At 68.2% G+C, this 22472-nt stretch carries 25 protein-coding genes; 14 read left to right on the forward strand and 11 right to left on the reverse strand.

From position 1 onward, the window contains the following. The first annotated feature begins 72 nt into the window (after positions 1-72). From D6860_RS05210 to lpdA, 5 genes are all read left to right on the forward strand, one after another. Entirely contained in the window at positions 73-621 is a 549-nt protein-coding gene (locus D6860_RS05210) for a hypothetical protein (RefSeq protein ID WP_017467807.1), read from the forward strand. Then, entirely contained in the window at positions 618-851 is a 234-nt protein-coding gene (locus tag D6860_RS05215; RefSeq protein WP_017467808.1) for a hypothetical protein, read from the forward strand. The genes D6860_RS05210 and D6860_RS05215 overlap by 4 nt, the downstream gene beginning before the upstream one ends. Beyond that, entirely contained in the window at positions 848-1240 is a 393-nt protein-coding gene (locus D6860_RS05220; RefSeq protein ID WP_076622460.1) for an MAPEG family protein, read from the forward strand. The genes D6860_RS05215 and D6860_RS05220 overlap by 4 nt, the downstream gene beginning before the upstream one ends. Positions 1241-1244: 4 nt before the next feature. Further along, a complete protein-coding gene (locus D6860_RS05225) occupies positions 1245-1634 on the forward strand; it encodes an MAPEG family protein (RefSeq protein ID WP_076622461.1) in 390 nt (129 codons plus the stop codon). Positions 1635-1729: 95 nt separating this feature from the next. Further along, entirely contained in the window at positions 1730-3124 is a 1395-nt protein-coding gene (gene lpdA, locus D6860_RS05230; RefSeq protein ID WP_017468689.1) for a dihydrolipoyl dehydrogenase, read from the forward strand. A gap of 188 nt (positions 3125-3312) precedes the next feature. On the opposite strand, the gene D6860_RS05235 is transcribed toward lpdA, so the two are convergent. From D6860_RS05235 to D6860_RS05255, 5 genes are all read right to left on the reverse strand, one after another. Continuing rightward, positions 3313-4158, reverse strand: coding sequence for an intradiol ring-cleavage dioxygenase (locus tag D6860_RS05235; protein ID WP_083697745.1), 846 nt, complete (start codon positions 4156-4158; stop codon positions 3313-3315). Positions 4159-4243: 85 nt separating this feature from the next. Then, a complete protein-coding gene (locus tag D6860_RS05240) occupies positions 4244-4846 on the reverse strand; it encodes a pyridoxamine 5'-phosphate oxidase family protein (RefSeq protein ID WP_076622462.1) in 603 nt (200 codons plus the stop codon). Next, a complete protein-coding gene (locus D6860_RS05245) occupies positions 4833-5567 on the reverse strand; it encodes a lysophospholipid acyltransferase family protein (RefSeq protein WP_076622463.1) in 735 nt (244 codons plus the stop codon). Before D6860_RS05245 ends, D6860_RS05240 begins: the two co-directional genes overlap by 14 nt. Continuing rightward, positions 5567-6445 (reverse strand): cell division protein FtsX, encoded by an 879-nt coding sequence (locus D6860_RS05250; RefSeq protein WP_076625249.1) that lies wholly within the window; start codon positions 6443-6445, stop codon positions 5567-5569. The genes D6860_RS05245 and D6860_RS05250 overlap by 1 nt, the downstream gene beginning before the upstream one ends. A gap of 23 nt (positions 6446-6468) precedes the next feature. Beyond that, complete coding sequence (locus D6860_RS05255; protein ID WP_076622464.1) at positions 6469-7146, reverse strand: cell division ATP-binding protein FtsE; 678 nt, start codon at positions 7144-7146, stop codon at positions 6469-6471. A gap of 160 nt (positions 7147-7306) precedes the next feature. Here D6860_RS05255 and D6860_RS05260 point away from each other — a divergent pair, with 160 nt between their 5' ends. Continuing rightward, entirely contained in the window at positions 7307-8236 is a 930-nt protein-coding gene (locus D6860_RS05260) for a zinc-ribbon domain-containing protein (protein ID WP_076622465.1), read from the forward strand. Between the two features lie 30 nt (positions 8237-8266). On the opposite strand, the gene D6860_RS05265 is transcribed toward D6860_RS05260, so the two are convergent. The 3 genes from D6860_RS05265 to D6860_RS05275 form a co-directional block, all read right to left on the reverse strand. Next, positions 8267-9532: an ABC transporter permease gene (locus tag D6860_RS05265; RefSeq protein ID WP_076622466.1), complete on the reverse strand. Its 1266-nt coding sequence runs from the start codon at positions 9530-9532 to the stop codon at positions 8267-8269. Then, complete coding sequence (locus tag D6860_RS05270; RefSeq protein ID WP_076622467.1) at positions 9529-10347, reverse strand: ATP-binding cassette domain-containing protein; 819 nt, start codon at positions 10345-10347, stop codon at positions 9529-9531. Before D6860_RS05270 ends, D6860_RS05265 begins: the two co-directional genes overlap by 4 nt. A 121-nt stretch (positions 10348-10468) precedes the next feature. Next, entirely contained in the window at positions 10469-11461 is a 993-nt protein-coding gene (locus D6860_RS05275) for a taurine ABC transporter substrate-binding protein (protein WP_076622468.1), read from the reverse strand. Between the two features lie 294 nt (positions 11462-11755). Here D6860_RS05275 and D6860_RS05280 point away from each other — a divergent pair, with 294 nt between their 5' ends. Both D6860_RS05280 and D6860_RS05285 read left to right on the forward strand, forming a co-directional pair. Then, positions 11756-13144, forward strand: a complete 1389-nt coding sequence (locus D6860_RS05280; protein WP_076622469.1) for an aminotransferase family protein — start codon at positions 11756-11758, stop codon at positions 13142-13144. Further along, complete coding sequence (locus D6860_RS05285; protein WP_017469643.1) at positions 13141-13839, forward strand: GNAT family N-acetyltransferase; 699 nt, start codon at positions 13141-13143, stop codon at positions 13837-13839. Before D6860_RS05280 ends, D6860_RS05285 begins: the two co-directional genes overlap by 4 nt. Positions 13840-13952: 113 nt before the next feature. Here the strand turns inward: D6860_RS05285 and D6860_RS05290 are convergent, their stop codons facing one another. From D6860_RS05290 to D6860_RS05300, 3 genes are all read right to left on the reverse strand, one after another. Further along, the gene (locus D6860_RS05290) at positions 13953-14240 is read right to left on the reverse strand and encodes an HU family DNA-binding protein (protein ID WP_076622470.1); all 288 of its coding nucleotides are present in this window, start codon (positions 14238-14240) and stop codon (positions 13953-13955) included. 142 nt (positions 14241-14382) lie between these two features. Next, the gene (locus D6860_RS05295) at positions 14383-15867 is read right to left on the reverse strand and encodes an AMP nucleosidase (RefSeq protein WP_076622471.1); all 1485 of its coding nucleotides are present in this window, start codon (positions 15865-15867) and stop codon (positions 14383-14385) included. 170 nt (positions 15868-16037) lie between these two features. After that, positions 16038-16907: a branched-chain amino acid aminotransferase gene (locus D6860_RS05300; RefSeq protein WP_017468994.1), complete on the reverse strand. Its 870-nt coding sequence runs from the start codon at positions 16905-16907 to the stop codon at positions 16038-16040. A gap of 157 nt (positions 16908-17064) precedes the next feature. Here D6860_RS05300 and D6860_RS05305 point away from each other — a divergent pair, with 157 nt between their 5' ends. From D6860_RS05305 to dxs, 6 genes are all read left to right on the forward strand, one after another. Beyond that, positions 17065-17577, forward strand: coding sequence for a MarR family winged helix-turn-helix transcriptional regulator (locus tag D6860_RS05305; RefSeq protein ID WP_076622472.1), 513 nt, complete (start codon positions 17065-17067; stop codon positions 17575-17577). Then, positions 17574-18275, forward strand: coding sequence for a response regulator (locus D6860_RS05310; RefSeq protein WP_076622473.1), 702 nt, complete (start codon positions 17574-17576; stop codon positions 18273-18275). The genes D6860_RS05305 and D6860_RS05310 overlap by 4 nt, the downstream gene beginning before the upstream one ends. 153 nt (positions 18276-18428) lie before the next feature. After that, positions 18429-19355, forward strand: a complete 927-nt coding sequence (locus D6860_RS05315) for a histone deacetylase family protein (protein ID WP_076622474.1) — start codon at positions 18429-18431, stop codon at positions 19353-19355. After that, positions 19352-19594 carry an exodeoxyribonuclease VII small subunit gene (locus D6860_RS05320; protein ID WP_017469979.1) on the forward strand — a complete coding sequence of 81 codons (243 nt, stop codon included), beginning with the start codon at positions 19352-19354 and terminating at the stop codon, positions 19592-19594. Before D6860_RS05315 ends, D6860_RS05320 begins: the two co-directional genes overlap by 4 nt. A gap of 6 nt (positions 19595-19600) precedes the next feature. Beyond that, entirely contained in the window at positions 19601-20470 is an 870-nt protein-coding gene (locus D6860_RS05325) for a polyprenyl synthetase family protein (RefSeq protein ID WP_076622475.1), read from the forward strand. A gap of 15 nt (positions 20471-20485) precedes the next feature. Then, positions 20486-22411 (forward strand): 1-deoxy-D-xylulose-5-phosphate synthase, encoded by a 1926-nt coding sequence (gene dxs, locus D6860_RS05330; protein WP_076622476.1) that lies wholly within the window; start codon positions 20486-20488, stop codon positions 22409-22411. Positions 22412-22472: the final 61 nt, after the last annotated feature.

Raw genomic sequence — 22472 nt, forward strand, 5'->3', positions numbered from 1 at the left:
GGCCCCGCGCATCCTCCGACCGGACAGAGCCGGTCGCAGACCCGGACCAGACGCCGACAGGGGGCCGCGCCGTTGACCGATCTCGCAACCCGTTGGAAGGAGGCCATCGCCCGCCGCCGCGCCTTCCGGCTGCCGGGCTATCCCAGCCTTGCGGACGAAGGGTTCGACGGTGACTACGTCTCTCCCATCCAGCTGACCTCGGGCCGCCTCGACGGGCCGATGCTGATCAGCAAGGACTGGCTCGACGCGCCCTCGGCACGGCTGCACCGCGACACGCTGCGCCGGACCGGCTACCTGCCCGGCACCCCCTTCAACAGGGTGATCGACAAGGCGCTCGCGCTGCTCGGCCTCACGCGGGCCGATATCTACATCACCCCGGTCTTCGCGCTGCTCACCGGGCAGCGCTCGTCGGTGATCCCGATGCGCGACCGCCTCAGCTCCTTCCAGGCGGTGGGCCGGCACGAATTGCTCGGCCGCCGCCCCGTCGCCGCCGGGCGCGATTCCGCCGCCGTGCTGCGCGCCCTCGGCGTGCCGCATGTCGAAACCATCCACCCTTCGGCGCGCGGGCTCGGCTTCGACGAGCGCGCCCGCCGCATCGCCACCGCACTGGAGGCCGCATGAACCAGCTCCTGCTCCGCTACGACAGCTTCGACTCCGACCACTTCGAGGGCGACGCCGAGAACCGCGCCAATGCCGGCCTCAGCGTTCTCCAGCGCTGGGAGGCCGCCGAGGGCAGCGCCGTCTGGATCCTGCTGTCGGTCAACGACACCGAGAAGGCGAACGGCTGGCTCAGCCAGGACAAGGCGCTCGGCCACGGCCCCTCCGAAGCGCATTTCCTGAGGACCGCATGACCCCGGAACTCGCCGCACTCGCCGCCACCGCCTTCGTTCACCTCGTCGCGGTCATGTGGTCGCAGCGCGCACTCGAGGCGGATGTCGGGCGCGAGGGCAACACCGGCACGCGCGAGAACCTCGAGCAACGGATCTCCGAACGCACGCAGCGCCTGCGCCGGGCGCTCGGCAACCATGTCGAGAACACCGGGCTCTTCGTCATCGCCGTGGTGCTGGTGCAGTTCACCGGCAGCAACGGCTGGCTCACCGCCACCGCTGCCTGGGTCTTCGTCGCCGCCCGCGCCCTCTACCTGCCCGCCTACGCCTTCGGCTGGGTGCCGTGGCGCTCGCTGATCTTCACCGTCGGCCTGCTGGCCTGTTTCACCATGATCGTCGCGAGCTTCTTCTGATCCCATGACCCCCGAACTCACGATCCTCACGCTCGCCGCGCTGCTGCAGATGCTCCAGATGGGACTGTTCTCGGTGCTGGCACAGAAGCAGGTGGGCCCGCGCTACGCCGCCTCGCCCCGCGACGAGGGCCGCAGCCTCACCGGCCGCGCCGGCCGGGCACAGCGCGCCATGAACAACCACTTCGAGGGGCTCATTCTCTTCGGCATCGCGGTGATGGTCGTCACCTACGCCGACAAGGGCAACGCGCTGACCGCGCTCTGTGCCGGGCTCTACCTCGGCGCGCGCCTGCTCTACGTGCCCGCCTACCTGCTGGGCTGGGCCCCCTGGCGCTCGCTCATCTGGGCGGTGGGCTTCTTCGCCACCGCCATCATGCTTTTCGCGGCCCTGCTATGAAGCTTCTTCTGGCCGGAAATATCCCGGGGTGAATGGGCCGCAGGCCCAGAGGGGCAGCGCCCCTCCCCCATGAACAAAAGGAAAGGACACACGAAATGGCACAATACGACGTCATCGTCATCGGCTCGGGCCCCGGCGGCTACGTCGCCGCCATCCGCTGCGCGCAACTCGGGCTCAAGACCGCCTGCGTCGAGGGCCGCGAGACCCTCGGCGGCACCTGCCTGAACGTCGGCTGCATCCCCTCCAAGGCGCTGCTGCACGCCAGCCACCAGCTGCACGAGGCGGAAGAGAACTTCGCCAAGATGGGCCTCAAGGGCAAGGCGCCGTCGGTCGACTGGAAGCAGATGCTCGCCTACAAGGACGACGTCATCGGCCAGAACACCAAGGGCATCGAGTTCCTCTTCAAGAAGAACAAGATCGACTGGATCAAGGGCTGGGCCTCGATCCCCGAGGCCGGCAAGGTCACCGTCGGCGACGAGACCTACGAGACCAAGAACATCATCGTCGCCTCGGGCTCCGCGGCCGCATCCGTGCCGGGCGCCGAGGTCGAGATCGACGAGAAGGTCGTGGTCACCTCCACCGGCGCGCTCGAGCTGCCGAAGGTGCCCAAGAAGATGGTCGTGATCGGCGCCGGCGTGATCGGCCTCGAGATGGGCTCGGTCTACAAGCGGCTCGGCTCCGAGGTCACCGTGATCGAGTTCCTCGACACCATCACACCCACGATGGACATCGAGGTGCAGCGCAGCTTCAAGAAGCTGCTCGGCAAGCAGGGGCTCGAGTTCACGCTCGGCGCGGCCGTGTCGAAGGTCGAGACCAAGGGCGGCAAGGCCACGGTCACCTACAAGCTGCGCAAGGACGACAGCGAGCATTCGGTCGACGCCGACGTCGTGCTCGTTGCGACCGGCCGCAAGCCCTACACCGACGGGCTGGGGCTCGACGCGCTCGGCATCGAGACCACCAAGGGCGGCCAGATCAAGACCGACGGCCACTGGGCGACCAACGTCAAGGGCATCTACGCCATCGGTGATGCCATCGACGGCCCGATGCTCGCCCACAAGGCCGAGGACGAGGGCATGGCCTGCGCCGAGGTCATCGCGGGCAAGGCGGGCCACGTGAACTACAACGTGATCCCCAGCGTGATCTACACCCACCCCGAGGTCGCCTCGGTCGGGGCCACCGAGCAGGAGCTCAAGGACGCGGGCAAGGCCTACAAGGTCGGCAAGTTCTCCTTCATGGGCAACGGGCGCGCCAAGGCCGTGTTCGCCGGTGACGGCTTCGTCAAGATCCTCGCCGACAAGGAAACCGACCGTATCCTCGGCTGCCACATCATCGGCCCGTCGGCCGGCGACCTGATCCACGAAGTCTGCGTGGCGATGGAATACGGCGGCTCGGCCGAGGATCTCGCGCTGACCTGCCACGCTCACCCGACCTTCTCGGAAGCGGTGCGCGAGGCAGCGCTCGCCTGCGGCGACGGCGCCATCCACGCCTGATCGCGCGGAGGGCTTTCGCGGTAACGCTGGCCCTCCAATGCAGGCGACCCACCAAGGAGAAACGCCCCCGCAGAGACTGCGGGGGCGTTCTTCATCTGAAACTTTCGTATGCGTCGCGCGCTGCCCAGGCCCCGAGCGGAAAGATCACCCGGCCGACCCATGCCTTGCGCCGGTCGCCGCGATCAGGCTCAGCCGGCAACGCCCGGAATGAAGACCCCGGCGCGCGGTGCGCTCCGAGCATCCCCTGCCCTGTCGGTCGTCTGTCCGCCCGGGGCCGGGCCGCTGGCGGCATCCTCCGGCGCCGTTTCGGTACCGTCAGCGTCGCGGTCGACGCCCACCACGAGCATCGCGTCGTAGTGTTCCGGCTGCTCGCGGACCGCGGCAAAGGCGCCTTCGCCGGCCTGCTTCGCGATGCCATCGTTGCCGTTCGTCGTATCCCGCTCGTCATCGCGCTCGCTGTAGGGCGGCACGGCCTGGTAGAGATACTGGCTCAGCGCATCGGGAAAGAAGATCTGGCTGGTCAACACCGTCGTCTCGTCGAGGAAGACCTTGTAGTGAATGTGCGTCGTGCGCCCCCGATACCAACCGGGATAGATCGTCGAGAAAGACGCAATGCCGTCCTCCCCCGTCGTCTGCGTCCCGCGCAGGAAGGTCTCCTCCGACGTATCCTCGGTGCTGTCGCTGCCCTGAATGGCAAAGCCGGAGTAGTTGCCCTGCGCGTCGCAATGCCAGACATCGACGCGCGCACCCGCGATCGGCTCGCAATCGGCGGTGACCACCTGCATCCGCAGGCGTAGCGGCACCCCGTCACGGTCCTCGGCGATCTCGCTCCGCAACAGCTTCTCGTCGAGGTAGAACGGCCCCTCGGTCACCTCCGGCAGCACCATGCAGACGTTCGGGGTAATGAGCCCCGCAGCCTTCGCCTCCGCACGCGCTGCATTCGGAAAGACCCCGACACCCGTGGCGGCAATGGGCGAAGCGGCGAACCCGGCAAGCAGACTGCGGCGGGTGGTAAAAGGGCTGTCGTCGGGCATTCTGGATCCTGAAATGAATATTCAGGAACCGAACGCACCACCCCTAGTCTTCTGTTCCGAAAAACGACTCACGTTTCCGTGCGCCCTACCAGAGGGTCTGCCTTGCGCGTTCCGGATAGCTCCGGTCCCATGCACCGGCCTCGATCTCGCCGCTGGTCATTTCCGCGAGGATCTCGCCAAGGCTCGGTGTCGCGTCGCCGTCATCGCGGCCCCAGAGCCCCGATCTCAGCAGTGCCTTCGGGCATTGCGCATAGACCTCGGCGATCTCGATCACCGCGACGGTCGCGGGCAAGCGTCCCCGCCGCTCGAAGCGGGCGCGCAGCTCGGCATCGTCGGTCAGCCAGGCGCTGCCGTTCACGCGCACAACCACGTTGTCGCCCGGGACCATGAACATCAGCGAGATGCGCCCGTCGCGGACGATGTTGCGCAGGGTATCGAGCCGGTTGTTGCCACTCCAGTCCGGCATCGCCAGCGTGCCCGGATCAAGCTCGAGCACCACCGGGCCGTCATCCCCGCGCGGGGTGCCGTCGGTGCCGTCCGGCCCGACGGTCGAGATCACGCAGAACCGCGAGGCTGCGATCCAGCTGCGATAAGCCGGGGTCAGGCGTTGAGCGACCTTGCGCAGGGAGGCCTCGCTCGGGGCCTTGTAGAGCGCCTCGAGCACCTCGACGGTCTCAATCCTTCGCATGGCGCATGCCTTCCTCGTGAAGTCGGTCGCTCGCGGTTTCCACCTCGGACTCGAGCCGCTGCAGAAATGCCGTCTTGGTCAGCCCCGGCGGGATCTCCGGCAGGAACTCGACCACGGCGAGCCCGGGCTTGCGGTAGATCCCCTTGCGTGGCCAGAAAAGGCCCACGTTGGTCGCCGCCGGCACGCAGGGCTGGCCGGTCTGCTTGTAGAGCAGCGCCGCGCCGACCTTGTAGGGCATCTTCACGCCGGGCGCGACGCGGGTGCCCTGCGGATAGATGATGAGCTGGCCGGGCTCGATCGCGCCGCGCTCGACGTCCGAAAGCATCTTGGCGATGGCCGCGCCGCGCTTGCCCCTGTCCACCGGCACGCAGCCGATGCGCATCGCGTATTGCCCGAGCACAGGGGCCCAGAGCAGTTCGCGCTTCATGATGAAGCGGGCCGAGGGCAGCGACGCGAAGAGCAGGATGATATCGAGGAAACTCTGGTGCTTCGAGGCGATGATGACCTCGCCCGAGGGCGGCGTGCCGCGCACCTCGGTCTTCAGGCCCACCATCCAGCCGGCGCACCAGCGCGTGAAGCGGGACCAGTTGATGCAGGCCGAACGCGCCCCGCGGCGCGAGACCATGGCCCACGGAAAGAAGACGATGCCGATCACGGCCATGCCGCCGTACATCGCCACGAGAAATGCGAAAGAGCGCAGCCATTGCACGGCGTAAGCCATCAGCTCAGACCTCCCAGAACGCGCCGCGCGGCGACGGCGGTGGCAACAAATGCGACGGCGGCGGCAAGCGGCGGCACCAGGAGCGGCACCGCCCAATGCCAGCCCCGGAAGGCGAGCCCGGTGAGGAAGCCCGCCGTCTCGCTTCCCGACGGCATCAGGTAGACCGCGACCATGCCGGCCACGGTGCCCGCGGCGGCGCCGATGAGCGCCCGCAGGGTGAAGCGGCGCACGAAGGCGCGCGCGATGTAGGTGTCGGTGGCCCCCACCAGCCGCAGCACGGCGATGACCTGCGCGTTGGCCGCAAGCGCTGCGTTCGCCGCAAGCGTCACGATCGCCCCCACGGTCGCCGCGATCAGGCCGGCCGCGAGCCAGGCCAGAAGCCGCAGGCGCGCCGCCGCATCGACCAGCGGCGCCCGCCAGCGGGCGTGGTCGTCGAGCACCGCGCCCGGCACCTCGGCCTGCAGGCGCAGGCGCAGGCCCGCCGGATCATAGCCCTCGGCGGTCTCGGTCACCTCGATGATCTGCGGCACCGGCAGCTGCGCCACCGGCAGGTCGGGCCCGAACCACGGCTCGAGCAGCGCCTGCTGCTCGGCCTCGCTCAGCGCGCGGGCCGAGGCCACGCCGGGGGTCTGCTGCAACAGGCGCAGCGCGGCGGCGGTCTGCGCTGCCATCTGGCCTTCGGGCGCCGATATCCGCACCGTCGAGGAGCGGGCCAGCTGCTCGCTCCAGGTCGTGGCAAGCCGCCCGGTCGCCAGCGAGAGCGCCAGCGCGAAGACCGCGAGAAAGGCCATGGCCGCCGCCGCGAAGACCGTCAGCCGCGCGGTGAAGCCGGTGGGCGGCACCACGCGGTCGGCGCCCTTGTCGCGGCGGCCCAGCATCCGGAGCGTTCCGAGCGACAACCTCACAGATCGGCTCCCGCGGCCTGCAACCTGCGGTTGGAAATGCGCAGCACACGCGCCTGCACCTGGCTCTTGGCGGCGCGGATCAGCTGCAGGTCGTGGGTGGCGATCAGCACCGTCACGCCCATGCGGTTGAGCTCGACCAGCAGGCGCAGCAGCCGCTGCGACATCTCCCAGTCGACGTTGCCCGTGGGCTCGTCGGCAAGCACCACCTCGGGCGACATGATGACCGCGCGGGCCAGCGCCGCGCGCTGGCGCTCGCCGCCCGAAAGCTCCGGCGGACGCGCGCCCGCCCGCTCGGTGAGACCGACCCAGGCCAGCAGCTCGCGCAGGTTGTCGGACTGCTCCGCTGTTCCCTGCCCCGCCACCGCCAGCGGCAGCGCGACGTTCTCGGAAACCGACAGATGGTCGAGGAACTGGCAATCCTGATGCACGACGCCGACGCGACGGCGCGACAGGGCGATCTCGTCGCGGTCCATCTGCCGCACGTCCCGGCCGAAGATCCGCGCGTGGCCGGCAGTCGGCCGCAGCGCCCCGTAGCAGAGCTTCAGAAGGGTCGTCTTGCCCGCGCCCGAGGGTCCAGTCAGGAAATGGAACGAACCCGGCGCCAGTTGCAGCGACAGCTCGCTCAGAAGCTCCCCGCCGCCATAGTTGTACGCCACATTGTCCAGCTCGATCACGCCAGCACCACCCCGGGTCAAACTCGGCCTGTTGTGCATGAGCCGCGCCGCTTATGCAATCCGCGCCGGCCGCCGAAAATTGGCTTTTCGGCCACCGGACGGTAACCTATTGTCCTTAAAGGAACGCGCCGTGACGAGCGCTGGAAACCGAGGGGAGCCGATGCGGCTGATTTGCCCGAGTTGCGGGGCGCAATACGAGGTGCCGTCGAACGTCATTCCCGAGGGCGGGCGCGACGTGCAGTGCTCGAATTGCGGGCACACCTGGTTCCAGGCGCATCCCGACGATGATCCCTCGCAGGCCCCGGACGCAGGCGGCCCGCTGCCCGACGAAGACCCCCAGCCCGAGAGCGGCAGCGCCGACGAGCCGACCGAAGCCGCGCCGGTAGCTGATGTCTCCGACCCCGAAGCCGAGCCCGAAATTCCGCCCGTCCCCTCCGAGGGCACCCGGCTGCGGCGACGGCGCGAGCTCGACCCGTCGGTCGCCGAGGTGCTGCGCGAAGAGGCCGAGCGCGAGGCACGCCAGCGTGCCGCCCGGAGCGCGCCGCTCGAAAGCCAGCCCGAACTCGGCCTGTCCGATCCCGGACCCACCGAACCGAGCCTCTCGGATGCCGAAGAGGACGAGAGCGCCCGCCGCTCACGCGAGGCACGCGAACGCATGGCCCGGATGCGCGGCGAAGAGCCCGTAACGCCAACGCCGGACCGGCCGGCCGAGGAGGCGACGCCCGCGGCCACGGCGGCCTCGCGGCGCGAGCTTCTGCCCGACATCGAGGAAATCAACCAGACGTTGAGGGCCTCCTCCGAGCGCCGCAGCATGGAGACCCCGCAGGGCCGCGCCGTGGTCGAGGAAGAGGCCGAAGCCGAGCGCAGCAGCTTCTCGAACGGCTTCCGGCTGGTGCTGGCGCTGGCGATCTTTGCCGTCGCGTTCTACCTGCTCGCTCCGACGATTGCCGATGTCTTCCCCGGGCTCGAGCCGCTGATGGCGGCCTACGTGGCCCAGATCGACGCCGCGCGTCTCTGGCTCGACGGGCAGGTCACCGCGCTGCTGCAGATGCTCGACGGCATGAGCTCGGAGGCGCCGCCGGCCGAGTGACCGGCGGCCCCGTCCTGGGGTGCGGCGGGCTCAGCCCCGCCCCTTCCACGGCACGAGGGTCCGTTCCGCCCAGCGCATCAGCATGTCGATGCCGAAGCCGATGACACCGATCAGGATGATCCCCATGATCACGATGTCGGTCAGCTGGAACTTCGACGCCACCATGATCATCATGCCCGCGCCCTTCTCGGCGGCCACGAGTTCGGCCGCCACGACGGTGCCCCAGCAGACGCCCATCGCCACCCGCGCGCCGGTGAAGATGTCGGGCAGCGAGTTGGGGATGATGACATGCCGCATGATCTGCGCCTTGCTCGCGCCCAGCGAATAGGCCGCGTGCACCTTCGAGATGCTGACCCCCGACACGCCGGAGCGCGCCGCGATGGCCATGATCCAGAGCGCCGCGAGGAACAGCAGGATGATCTTGCCGGTCTCGCCGATGCCGGCCCAGATGATGACCAGCGGGATCAGCGCCAGCGGAGGCACCGGGCGCATGAACTCGACGATCGGGTCGAACCAGCCGCGGAACCAGTCCGAAAGCCCCATGGCGTAGCCCAGCGGGATGCCGACCAGCGCGCCGAAGAAGAAGCCTGCGATGACCCGGAAAAGCGACCAGCCAAGGTGCTCCCAGAGGGTGCTGTCGCGGTAGCCGTCGCGGGCGATCTCGACCATCCGGGACACGACCGCCTCGGGCGGGGGCAGCCAGATCGGCTCCATCTGCCAGCCGGTCGCGGGCTCGACGTTTAGCGTGCCCTTGGGCGACATGCCGACGCGCCCCCAGTCGGTGAGGACCTCGCCGCCCGGCGCGATGGGCTCGCCGTTGACCGCCACGACGGTGTGGCCCTCGTCGCGGCCGTAGTCGTCGTTGCGATCGACCCGCACCAGACCCGAGCGCCATGCGCCGATGGCATCGCTGTCGTTCTTCGCCCAGCCCTCGCCCGGATCAACCTCGGGCGCGTCGACGTCCTGGCTGATCGGGAAGACCCGGATGGTCACCGTCGCATCGTCCGGCGCGACGCCGTCGGCCTCGGCGGTGTAGGTGAAGGTGGCGTCGCCGGTGTAGGGACCGGGCGCATGCAGGAAGCCCGGCACCCAGCTTGAGCCGGTGAAGGCGGCCCAGAGCAGGAAGATCGTCAGCACCGACACGACGCTGGCGATGCGGTTCGGACGCACCGCGCTCTCGTCGCCGAAGGTCACGGTCTTGCGGGCGGTGAAATCGCCGGTAGCGCGGTGCACCGACAGTTTCACCAGGAAATAGGCGGCGACGAAGATCGCGATGTAGATCAGGAAGACGATCATTGCGCCGCTCCCCCGGCCAGTTCTGCCCGGCCCATGATTTCCTCTTCCATGTCCCAGATCATCCCGAGGATTTCCTCGCGCGTTTTCGCGAAGTCGGGATGCTTCTTCACCGCGCGCAGGTCCTCGTTCACGCCGAGATCGGCGAAGGGCAGCCGGTATTCCTTGTGGATGCGGCCCGGGCGCGGCGCCATGACCAGCAGGCGTTCGCCCAGCAGCAGCGCTTCCTCGACCGAGTGGGTGATGAGGATGATCGTCTTGCCGGTCTCCTTCCAGAGCTTCAGCACGAGGCTCTGCATCTTCTCGCGGGTGAGCGCGTCGAGCGCACCCAGCGGCTCGTCCATCAGGATCACGTCGGGCTCGTTGGCGAGGCAGCGGGCCAGTGCGACGCGCTGCTGCATCCCGCCCGACAGCTCGTAGACCGCCTTTTCCTTGAAGTCGCCAAGGCCCACCACGTCGAGCAGGTGATCGACGGTGCCCGCCCAGTCACGCTCCTTGCGGCCCGCCATGCGCGGCCCGAAGCTGACGTTGTCGCGCACGTTCATCCATTCGAACAGCGCGCCCTGCTGGAACACCATGCCACGTTCGGCGGCGGGGCCGGTGACCGCGTGGTCGCCCAGCCGGATCGTGCCCTCAGTGGGGGCGAGGAAGCCCGCGACGATGTTGAGAAGCGTGGTCTTGCCACAGCCCGAGGGCCCCAGCACGGAAAGCAGCTCGCCCTCGGCAAGGTCGAGGGTGACGTCCTTCAGCGCCTGCACCGAGCTGCCGTTGGGCAGGTCGAAACGCATGGAGACGCGGTCGATGAATAGTCCGCTCATCGGCCCTCCTTCGAAACGGGAGGTTTCATGGATCGCGGGGATCTTCGCCGAAGACCCCCGCGCGATGTAGGTCGAATGTATCGGGGGCGGAGCAGACCGAAGCCGCTCCGCGCCAGCTGCCTCACATGCCCGAAGCGGTGTCGAGCGGCCCGGTGTTCACGTGATCGGCGTAGCTGTCGAGCGCCGCGTCGATCGAGCCGGCCTCGACGAAGACATCCGCGACGCCCTTCATGAACTCCTGCGCGCCGCCGCCGAGCCATTTCTCGGAAAGCTGTTCATCGACGCCCGGGAACACGAAGGTCGAGAGCGTCTCGGCGGTCGCCTCCTCGTCCATCCCCGCGTCCTGCGCGATGACCGGCAGCATCTTGTCGTGGTTGGCTTCGTCCGCCCACATGGCGTTCGCCTCGGCGGTCACGGCAAGGAACTCGGCCACGAGGTCGGAGTTTTCCGCCACCCAGGAAGCCGGGCCCGAGGTCACGTCGAAGACGAGAATGCCGACGTCTTCCTTCTCGGCGCCGGTCAGCAGCACGTTGCCGTGTTCCTTCATGCGGCGCAGCGAGCCGCCCCAGCCGCAGGCCATGTCGACCGAGCCCTGCGCGATGGCGGCGGCGCCGTCGGGCGGCGCCATGTCGACGATCTCCATGGTCGAGATGTCGACGCCGAAATGGTCCATCTGCTTGAGGAAACCGTAATGCGCGGCAGTGCCCAGCGGCACGGCGACCTTCTTGCCCTCGAGCTCGCCGGCCGAGTCCTTGTCGATCTCGAGCGCCTCGGCGACCACGCAGTTGTCGTTGTCGGCGTAGCTCACCGCCACGTCGAGCGCCTGCAGGTCCTGCCCGGCCGAGACCGCGACGACGAAGGGCGGCACGCCCTGGCTCACCGAGAGCTGCACGTCGCCCGAGGCCATTGCCGCGCTCATCGCGGTGCCGGTGTCGAAGCTGACCCAGTTGATGTCGACGCCCATGGCCTCTTCGTACATGCCTTCGGCCTTGGCGTATTCGAACGGCATCGGCCACTCGAGGAAATAGCCGACCGTGATCTCTTCGGCGCTCGCGGCGCCCGTCAGCATCGCGGCGGCGGCAGCGCCGGCCATCAGCCTGGTAAACTTACGCATGATGATACTCCCCTGTCGTACTGTCCCGCTCGTTTCGGCAGGACTTTGGCGCGGGGCGGACCTCGTCCGGCCCTGCCCGCCCGATCCGAACGGAAAACAGGCCGTGGATCAACGTTAATCATTGTGCCCCTGACAGTTTTCCAACGTTCGCTCACAAACGGCCTCTTTGCTCGGCACGGGCGTTCGGGCACGGCGAATTCTTGTGGGTGAGTGTTGCGGGATATGATCAAATATGCGCAACATCTTCGCAGGACGGCCCCACGGCCGGCGCTTCAATTCCCCAGGAGACGCAAAATGGACGGTACCCTCACCCAGAACGATCTCAGCCACGTTGTCGACGCCGACAAGGCGCACATCTGGCACCACCTGGTGCAGCACAAGGCGTTCGAGACCTCGGACCCGAGGATCATCGTCGAGGGCAAGGGCATGCGGGTCTGGGACCAGCACGGCCGCGAACATATCGACGCGGTGTCCGGTGCGGTCTGGACCGTCAACGTCGGCTACGGTCGCAAGAGCATCGTCGACGCGATCTCGGAACAGCTGATGAAGCTCAACTACTTCGCCGGTGCCGCGGGCTCGGTGCCCGGCGCGCTCTTCGCCGAGAAGCTGATCTCGAAGATGCCGGGCATGAGCCGGGTCTACTACACGAACTCGGGCTCGGAGGCGAACGAGAAGGCCTTCAAGATGATCCGCCAGATCGCGCACAAGCGCTACGGCGGCAAGAAGCACAAGATCCTGTACCGCGAGCGCGACTACCACGGCTCGACCATCGGCGCGATGTCGGCGGGCGGCCAGGTCGAGCGCAACATGCAGTATGGCCCCTTCGCCCCGGGCTTCGTGTCGGTGCCGCACTGCCTCGAATACCGCGCCCAGTGGGATCTTTCCGGCGAGGCATACGGCCAGCGTGCCGCCGACGCCATCGAAGAGGTCATCCTGCGCGAGGGCCCCGACACCGTGGGCGCGCTCTGCCTCGAGCCGGTGACCGCCGGCGGCGGCGTGATCGTGCCGCCCGAGGGCTACTGGCAGCGCGTGCAGGAAATCTGCCGGAAATACGACATCCTGCTGCACATCGACGAGGTCGTCTGCGGCGTCGGACGGACCGGCACCCACTGGTTCGGCTACCAGCATTACGGCATCGAGCCCGACTTTGTGACCATGGCCAAGGGTGTCGCCTCGGGCTACGCCGCCATTGCATGCTGCGTCACCTCCGAGCGCGTCTTCGATCTGTTCAAGGACGATGACAGCGATCCGATGAACTACTTCCGCGATATCTCGACCTTCGGCGGCTGCACCGCGGGCCCGGCCGCGGCGCTCGAGAACATGCGCATCATCGAGGACGAGAACCTGCTCGAGAACACCACGCAGATGGGCGACTACATGCTCGGGAAGCTGGAAGAGCTGAAGGACAAGCACCCGGTGGTCGGCGACGTGCGCGGCAAGGGCCTGTTCCTCGGTGCCGAGCTGGTCAGCGACCGGGCCAGCAAGGAGCCTGTGAGCGAGAAGCAGATCGGCGCCGTCGTCGCGGCCTGCAACGCGGCCGGTGTCATCATCGGCGCCACCAACCGCTCGGTGCCGGGGCTGAACAACGTGCTGTGCTTCGCGCCCGCCCTGATCGCCACGAAGGACGACATCGACCAGATCATCGACGCCGTCGACGGGAGCCTGACCAAGGTCTTTGCGTGACCGGCACCCGGATCAACGATTTCGGCCAGCCCGTCGGCCTGCCGGTCGACGGGAGCTTCCCACGCCCCCGTCCGCCGCGCAGCGGGCTGGCAGGCCGGTATGTCCGGCTGGAGCCGCTGACCGTGGCCCATGCCGCCGGCCTCTTCGAGGTCTTCGCCGAGGACACCGAGGGCCACGGCTGGACCTACCTGCCGCGCGGCCCCTTCGCCGATCTAGCGGATGCGACCGGCTGGGCCGAGGCCTCTGAGGCAAGCGAAGACCCGCTGTTCTACACGATCCTGTCGCCCGAGGGCACGCCGCTCGGGGTCTGCTCCTACCTGCGGATCGACCCGGCGAACGGGGTGATCGAGGTCGGCAACATCCACCTCGCCCCGCGCCTGCAGAAGACGCCGGCCGCGACCGAGGCGATGGCCCTGATGATGGCGCGCGCCTTCGACGAGCTGGGCTACCGGCGCTACGAGTGGAAATGCGACGCGCTCAACACACCGTCGCGGCGCGCGGCGCAGCGGCTTGGCTTCAAGTACGAGGGCACCTTCCGACAGGCGGTGGTGGTCAAGGGCCGCAACCGCGACACCGCGTGGTTCTCGGTGATCGACGGCGAGTGGCCCGCGCTGAAAGAGCGCTTCACACGCTGGCTGGACCCGTCGAACTTCGACGCGGAGGGGCGCCAGCTCCAGCGGCTCGAAGCCTGCTGACGGTTCGGTCCAACGCCGAAAGCCCTGCCCCGAGCAACATGATCCCAAAAACAAAAAGGACCGCCACTGGCGGTCCTTTGCACGTTCAGGTCAAGGCTGGAGAGGCCGAAGCTTCACTCGTTGACGCTGTCCTTGAGGGCCTTCGCAATGGTCATCTTGACCTGCTTGTCGGCCTCTTTCTTGAACTGCTCGCCGGTCGCGGGGTTGCGGACCATGCGCTCGGGGCGCTCGCGGCAGTAGATCTTGCCCACGCCCGGCAGGGTCACGGCGCCGCCGGCGGCCACTTCCTTGGTGATGATGCCGGTGATCGCGTCCAGCGCGGTGGTGGCGGTTTTCTTGTCTGCGCCCATCTCCTCGGCCAGTGCGGCCACCAGCTGGGTCTTGGTCATCGGTTTCGCCATTTCTATGGTCTCCTTAGCTGCCCGAACGATTGGGCCTCGTTACGGGAAATTAACATCATGTCGCGTTCAAACACAACGATTAGGGGCCGTTTGCAAGGGAAAAACGCCTATTTTGCTGCCCCGGGGCGGCTCTGACCGCGCGTCAGAGGAAAGCTGTCTCTTCGAAGCTGCGCAGTTTCCGGCTGTGCAGCCGTTCCAGCGGCATGCCGCGCAGGCGCTCCATCGCCCGGATTCCGATCATCAGATGACGGGCGACCTGCGTCTTGTAAAAGTCGCTCGCCATGCCGGGAAGCTTCAACTCGCCGTGCAGCGGTTTGTCGCTGACACACAGCAGCGTGCCGTAGGGCACCCGGAAGCGGAAACCGTTGGCGGCGATCGTCGCGCTTTCCATGTCGAGCGCCACTGCCCGCGACTGCGACAGCCGCTGCACAGGGCCGGACTGGTCGCGCAACTCCCAGTTGCGGTTGTCGACGCTGGCGACCGTGCCGGTGCGCATCACCCGCTTGAGGTCGTAGCCGTCAAGCTGCGTTTCCTCGGCCACTGCCTGCTCGAGCGCGACCTGGATCTCGGCCAGCGCCGGGATCGGCACCCAGACCGGCAGGTCGTCGTCGAGCACCTTGTCCTCGCGCAGGTAAGCGTGGGCGAGCACGAAATCGCCCAGACTCTGCGAGCTGCGCAGCCCGGCGCAATGGCCGACCATCAGCCAGGCGTGCGGGCGCAGCACGGCGATGTGGTCGGTCGCGGTCTTGGCGTTCGACGGACCCACCCCGATGTTGACCAGCGTGATGCCGGCGCCGTTGGGGCGCTTCAGGTGGTAGGTCGGCATCTGCGGCATCTTGGCCGAGTGCGGAATCTCGGCGTCGGGCTCGGTGATCTCGACGTTGCCGGTCGAGACAAAGGACGTGTAGCCGCTGTCGGGGTCGGCGAGCTGCGCGCGGGCATAGGCCTCGAACTCGCTGACGTAGAACTGGTAGTTGGTGAACAGGACATGGTTCTGGAAATGCGTCGGGTCGGTCGCGGTGTAATGGGCGAGCCGGGCCAGCGAGTAGTCGATGCGCTGCGCGGTGAAGGGCGCGAGCGGCCCCGCCCCGTCGGCGGCGGGTTTCGAGACGCCGTTGACGATGTCGTCGTTGGTCACCGTGAGATCGGGCACGTCGAAGACGTCACGCAGGATGAACTGCCCCGCGCCTTCCTGCGGCACCGCGAGATCCGGGTAGTTGGCCACCGCGAAATGCACCGGCATCGGCGTGGTCGAGAGCCCCACCTGCACCGGCACCTGGTGCGTGGTGAGCAACAGGCCGATCTGCTGCTTCAGGTAGTGCCGGAAGAGATCCGGCCGGGTGATGCTCGCGGCAAAGGTGCCTGGCGCCGGCACGTGACCGAAGCTCAGGCGGCTGTCGACCTTGGCGTGGGTCGTCGTGGTGATGCGGATCTCGGGGTAGAAGGCGCGGATGCGCACGCCCGGATGACCGGTCGCCATCGCGTCGAGGAACCGGTCGTGCAGGAAGGTCACGGCCTGGTCGTAGAGCGCGCAGAGACGATCCACGGCGGCCTCCGCGTCGGAGAACTTCTCGGGCGCATGCGCCTCTGGGGAAACGATCTCGAGCGGAGCGTGATTGTCCTGCATGCTGGCCTCTCAGCGGTTGTTTCGCCGCAAGGTGGCATCAAGGGCGCGGGCGTTCAAGGCGACTTGTGACCGTTAACGCCGCGTCTGCAGTCAGTCGGGGCCGTGTAGCTCCGCAAAGTCCCGGGCCGCGATACGGCCCGGGAAAACGTAACAGGCTGCCGTCCGGGCGATCAGCTGCGGACGTAGGCCTCGTAGGTCTTGGCGATGTCCTGCGCCAGCGCGCCGACCTCGAAGGTGTAGTCGCCGATCTGGCCGACCGGGGTCACCTCGGCCGCCGTGCCGGTGAGCCAGCACTGTTCGAAGCCCTCGAGCTCTTCCGGCATGATGTGGCGCTCGTGCACGGTCACGCCCTTCTCCTTCAGCAGCCGGATCACCGTCTGCCGGGTCAGGCCGTTGAGGAAACAGTCGGGCAGCGGCGTGTGCACCTCGCCGTCCTTCACGAAGAAGATGTTGGCGCCGGTCGCCTCGGCCACGTAGCCGCGGTAGTCCATGAACAGCGCGTCCGAGCAGCCCTTGGCCTCGGCCTCGTGCTTGGACATGGTGCAGATCATGTAGAGACCGGCGGCCTTGGCATGGACCGGGATGGTCTCGGGCGAAGGACGCTTCCAGCGCGCGATGTCGAGCTTGGCGCCCTTGGTCTTGGCGTCACCGTAGTAGTTGCCCCATTCCCAGGCCGCCACCGCGAGCCGCACCGGGTTGCGCGACGAGGCGACGCCCATGTCGGGGCCGGCCCCGCGCCACGCCACCGCGCGGACATAGGCGTTGGTGAAGCCGTTGGCGGTCAGCACTTCCTGCTTGGCCGCGTCGATCTCGTCGGCGGTGTAGGGGATCTCGAAGTCGAGCTCGCCCGCCGAGAAGCGCAGCCGCTCGGAGTGCTCGTGGCCGAGGAAGATCTTGCCGTTGTAGGCCCGCTCGCCCTCGAAGACCGAGCTGGCATAGTGGAGCGCATGGGTCAGTACGTGCACCTGCGCGTCCCGCCACTCCACCAGCTTGCCATCCAGCCAGATCTTTCCGTCGCGGTCGTCATATGCACCTTCCATAACAGTCTCCTTTGGCGCTTTTGCATTTGTTGCGCAACTTACGTCCGGTCCGGACATATTCTTGCGGAAAAACTGCGACTCGCTACCAGTTCGGACTTGGAATGTCAACAACGCTGACTTAAAGTGCCCAGAAAGACGCCGGAATGAGGATGAGGCAATGGCAGACGGGCCGGGCGCGCAGGGACATGGCGGAGAGTCGCTGCTCTACCTGACGGACGAACAACTGCGCCAGGGCATCGAGGCGATGTATTTCGCCTACAGGGCCTTTACCGCCGACCCCGATCGCATCCTGCAGGGGCTCGACTACGGGCGGGCGCATCACCGAGCGATCCATTTCATCAACTGCACGCCGGGCACCACGGTCAACAACCTGCTGTCGATCCTCGGGGTGACCAAGCAGTCGCTCAACCGTGTCCTGCGTACGCTGATCGAGGACGGGATGGTCGAAAGCCGCGTCGGCCGCGCCGACAAGCGCGAGCGGCACCTCTACCTGACGCAGGACGGTGCGTCGCTCGAATACCAGCTTTCCGAGGCCCAGCGCGCCCGGATGCGCGCCGCCTACCGGCAGGCGGGCCCCGAGGCCGTCGCGGGCTTCCGCAAGGTGCTCGAGGCGATGATGGACCCCGAGATGCACCGCCACTACTCCGGGCTCCGCGAGCTTCGGGCATGACCGATCCCGACGCCCACATCCTGATCGTCGACGATGACGAGCGCATCCGGGGACTGCTTCAGAAGTTCCTGATGCGCAATGGCTTCCTCGTGAGTGCCGCCCGCGATGCGGCGCACGCCCGGCGACTGCTCGAGGGGCTCGACTTCGACATGATCGTGCTCGACGTGATGATGCCCGGCGAAGACGGCATCAGCCTGACCCGCGCCATCCGCGAGGGGCGCAGCACGCCGATCATGCTGCTGACAGCGCGTGGCGAGACCGAAGACCGGATCAAGGGGCTCGAGGCGGGCGCCGACGACTACCTCGGCAAGCCGTTCGAGCCCAAGGAGCTGCTGCTGCGGATCAACGCGATCCTGCGCCGGATGCCCGACACCAGCGCCGCCGACAGCGCGCCGAAGCTTCTGAACCTCGGCGAGATCCGCTATGACATCGAGCGGGGCGAGATGTGGAAGGGCGAGGACCTCGTGCGACTCACGGCGACCGAGAGCCAGCTCATGCGGATCTTCTCGGCCCGCCCGGGCGAAGCGCTGAGCCGCAGCCAGCTGGTCGAGGATCTCGGTCGCGACAAGGGGCAGGCACAGGAACGCGCGGTCGACGTGCAGATCACCCGCCTGCGCCGCAAGATCGAATCCGATCCGAAGCAGCCACGCTACCTGCAGACGGTGCGCGGCGCGGGGTACATGCTCGCGCCGGACTGACCGCGTCCGGCTTGACGCGATGGGCCTGCGCGCTCCCCTGTTCGGGGAACGCCACGGCCCGGCATGACGCGCGGGAGACCGACCTCTGCCCGCCTTGCCCCACCCGGCCCGTCCGGTTTTCCTGTCCCGAAGCGACGCAAGAGAGGCTCCGCCATGACCACAGCCCTGCTCACCCATGCCGACTGCCTCGGCCACGTCACCCCAGAGGGACACCCCGAACAGGTGGCGCGGCTGGACCACGTGCTGCACGCGCTCGAACCGTTCGACCTGCTCCGCATCGGCGCGCCGGTGGCCGAGGACCGCGACCTGACCCGCGCGCACCCGCAGAGCTACATCGACCGGATCGCAGCCGCCGCGCCGGCCGAGGGCGAAACGGCGCTCGATTCCGACACCTGGATGTCCCCCGGCTCGATGAACGCCGCCCGCCGTGGCGTGGGCGCCGCGATTCGCGCCGTCGACGCGGTGCTTTCCGGAGAGGCGTCGAACGCCTTCTGCGCGACCCGCCCGCCCGGCCACCATGCCGAACGCGAGACGCCCATGGGGTTCTGCCTGTTCGGCAACGCGGCCATCGCGGCGAAACACGCGCTCGACCACCACGGGCTCGAGCGCGTCGCGGTGGTGGATTTCGACGTCCATCACGGCAACGGCACGCAGGATCTGCTCTGGGACGAGCCGCGCACGCTGTTCATCTCGTCCCAGCAGTCGCCGCTCTGGCCCGGCACCGGCGCCGCCTCGGAACGCGGCGCGCATGACAACGTGCTGAACCTGCCGCTGGCCCCCGGCAGCGACAGCGCCTCGATGCGCGCGGCCTACATCGAGCAGGCCTTCCCCCGTTTGCACGACTTCCGCCCCGACCTGCTGATCCTGTCGGCCGGCTTCGACGCCCACCGCGAGGATCCGCTCGCGCAGCTCGCGTGGGAGACCGAGGATTTCCGCTGGCTCACCCGCGAACTGTGCCGGATCGCCGCCGATCAATGCGGCGGGCGGGTGGTCTCCCTGCTGGAAGGCGGCTATGATCTGGCTGCGCTCGCGGCTGCGGCCCGGGCCCATGTGTACGAACTGATCGAGGCAGGAAAATGAGCGAAACGCCGGTCGCGGAAATGAGTTTCGAGCAGGCGATGGCCGAGCTCGAGCAGGTTGTGGGCCAGCTCGAACGTGGCGACGTGCCGCTCGAGCAATCCATCGACCTCTACAAGCGGGGCGCCGAGCTGAAGAGCCACTGCGAGGCCAAGCTGAAGAGCGCCGAGGAAAAGGTCGCCGCGATCCAGGTGGACGCCGAGGGCGAGCCCACCGGCATCAAGCCCGTCGAGGGGCTCTGACCCTTCATGTTCCGTGACAGTCTCGAGGCCGGCGGCCGCGCCGTCGCCGACCATTTCGACATGGTGCTGGGCCGCTTCGCCGACCTGCCCGTGAGCCACGCGATGCGCTACGCGGTGGGCGGCGGCAAGGGCCTGCGGGGCTGGCTGGTGCTGGAAAGCGCGCGGCTGCACGACGTGGCGCGCGACCGCGCCCTCTGGCCCGCCTGCGCGATCGAGGCGATCCACGCCTACAGCCTCGTGCATGACGACCTGCCCTGCATGGACGACGACGACCTGCGCCGGGGCCAGCCCACGGTGCACCGCAAGTGGGACGAGGCCACCGCGGTGCTGGCGGGCGACGCGCTGCAGGCGCTGGGCTTCGAGATGGTCGCCGACCCGCGCTGTCACGACAGCGCCGGGGTGCGCGCCGACCTCGCGCTCAGTCTCGCGCAGGCCGCGGGCGGGCGCGGCATGGTCTACGGGCAGGCGCTCGACATGGCCGCCGAGACCACCGACAGGCCGCTCACGCTTAACGAGATCACCGAGCTTCAGGCCGGCAAGACCGGCGCGCTGATCACCTGGTCGGCGCAGGCCGGCGCGCGTCTGGCCGAGGCCGACCTCGGGCCGCTGACCGCCTATGCCGACCGGCTGGGGCTGGCGTTCCAGATCGCCGACGACATCCTCGACATCGAGGGCGACGCCGAGACGGTGGGCAAGGCCGTCGGCAAGGACGCAGGCCGCGGCAAGGCGACATTTGTCTCGCTTCTCGGCCTCGACACCGCGAAAAGCCGGGCCGAAATCCTTGTGACAGAGGCCTGCGACGCTCTATCTCCATATGGTGCGCGGGCCGATACCTTGCGGGAGGCCGCCCGCTTCGTTATCTCCCGCCGGAACTGAGTGCCGAGGGACGTCATGGCTCACAAGCCCCACACGCCGCTGCTCGACCGGGTCACCACGCCCGCCGACATCAAGCGATTTTCCGATGCAGAGCTCGAGGAGCTGGCGCACGAGCTGCGCGCCGAGACCATCGCCTCGGTTTCGCAGACCGGCGGCCATCTCGGCGCGGGTCTCGGCGTGGTGGAGCTGACCGTGGCGCTGCACGCGGTCTTCGATGCGCCGCGCGACAAGATCGTCTGGGACGTGAGCCACCAGGCCTACCCGCACAAGATCCTGACCGGGCGCCGCGCCCGGATGACCACGATCCGCCAGAAGGACGGGCTCTCGGGCTTCACCAAGCGCTCGGAGTCGCCCTACGATCCGTTCGGCGCGGGCCACAGCTCGACCTCGATCTCGGCAGCGCTCGGCTTTGCCATGGCACGCGAGCTGGGCGGCGTCTGCGACACCGGCGCGGGCGATGCCATCGCGGTGATCGGCGACGGGGCGATGTCCGCCGGCATGGCCTACGAGGCGATGAACAACGCCGGCCACCTCGGCAAGCGGCTGATCGTGATCCTGAACGACAACGAGATGTCCATCGCGCCGCCCACCGGCGCGATGTCGTCCTACCTGTCGCGCCTCTACGCCGAGGCGCCCTTCCAGGATCTCAAGGCTGCCGCCAAGGGCGCGGTCTCGCTGCTGCCCCCGCCCTTCCGCGAAGGTGCCAAGCGCGCCAAGGAAGTGCTCAAGACGATGACAATCGGCGGCACGCTCTTCGAAGAGCTGGGCTTCGACTACATCGGCCCCATCGACGGGCATGACCTGCATCACCTGCTGCCGATCCTGCGCACGGTGAAGGCCCGCGCCACCGGGCCGATCCTGATCCACGCGGTCACGACCAAGGGCAAGGGCTACGCGCCCGCCGAGGGCTCACCCGACAAGGGCCACGCCCGCGCCAAGTTCGACGTCGCCACCGGTGAGCAGAAGAAGGCGCCGTCGAACGCGCCGGCCTACACCAAGGTCTTCGCCCGCGAGCTGACCCGCATCGCCTCCGAGGATTCGCGGGTCTGCGCCGTCACCGCGGCGATGCCCGACGGCACCGGGCTCGACCTCATGGCCGAGCGCTACCCCGACCGCGTCTTCGACGTGGGCATCGCCGAGCAGCATGGCGTGACCTTCTCCGCGGGCCTCGCCGCCGGCGGGATGAAGCCCTTCTGCGCGATGTATTCGACGTTCCTGCAGCGCGGTTACGACCAGATCGTGCATGACGTCGCGATCCAGCGGCTGCCGGTGCGCTTCGCCATCGACCGCGCCGGGCTGGTGGGTGCCGACGGCGCCACCCATGCGGGCAGCTACGATATTTCCTTCATGGCCAACCTGCCGGGCATGGTGGTCATGGCCGCCGCCGACGAGGCCGAGCTGAAGCACATGGTGGCCACCGCCGCCGCGCATGACGAGGGACCCATCGCCTTCCGCTACCCGCGCGGCGAGGGCACCGGGGTCGAGATGCCGGAAAAGGGCGAGGTGCTCGAGATCGGCAAGGGCCGGATGATCCGCGAGGGCTCGGGCGCCGCGATCCTGAGCTTCGGCACGCGCCTCTCCGAGGTCATGGACGCCTGCGAACGGCTCTCGGCGCGCGGCATCCACCCGACGGTGGCCGACGCCCGCTTCGCCAAGCCGCTCGACCGTGACCTGATCCTGAAGCTCGCCGCAGAGCACGAGGCGCTCATCACCATCGAGGAAGGCGCCGTCGGCGGCTTCGGCAGCCACGTGGCGCAGCTTCTCGCCGACGAGGGCGTCTTCGACCACGGGCTGAAGTTCCGCTCGATGGTGCTGCCCGACACCTTCATCGACCACGCCAGCCCCGCCGACATGTATGCCTCGGCCGGCCTGGATGCCGCGAAGATCGAGGAAAAGGTGCTGACCACGCTCGGCGTCGACCTCCTGAGCCGCAAGGCCTGAGCCCTCCCCTGCCCCGGCGCCTTGCCGGGGCGCCCGCGACGGGCAGCGTCGCGCCTTTTCC

Origin of the sequence: Salipiger sp. D13 (assembly GCF_003703915.1) — a bacterium.
In the GTDB taxonomy this organism is placed as follows: domain Bacteria; phylum Pseudomonadota; class Alphaproteobacteria; order Rhodobacterales; family Rhodobacteraceae; genus Salipiger; species Salipiger profundus.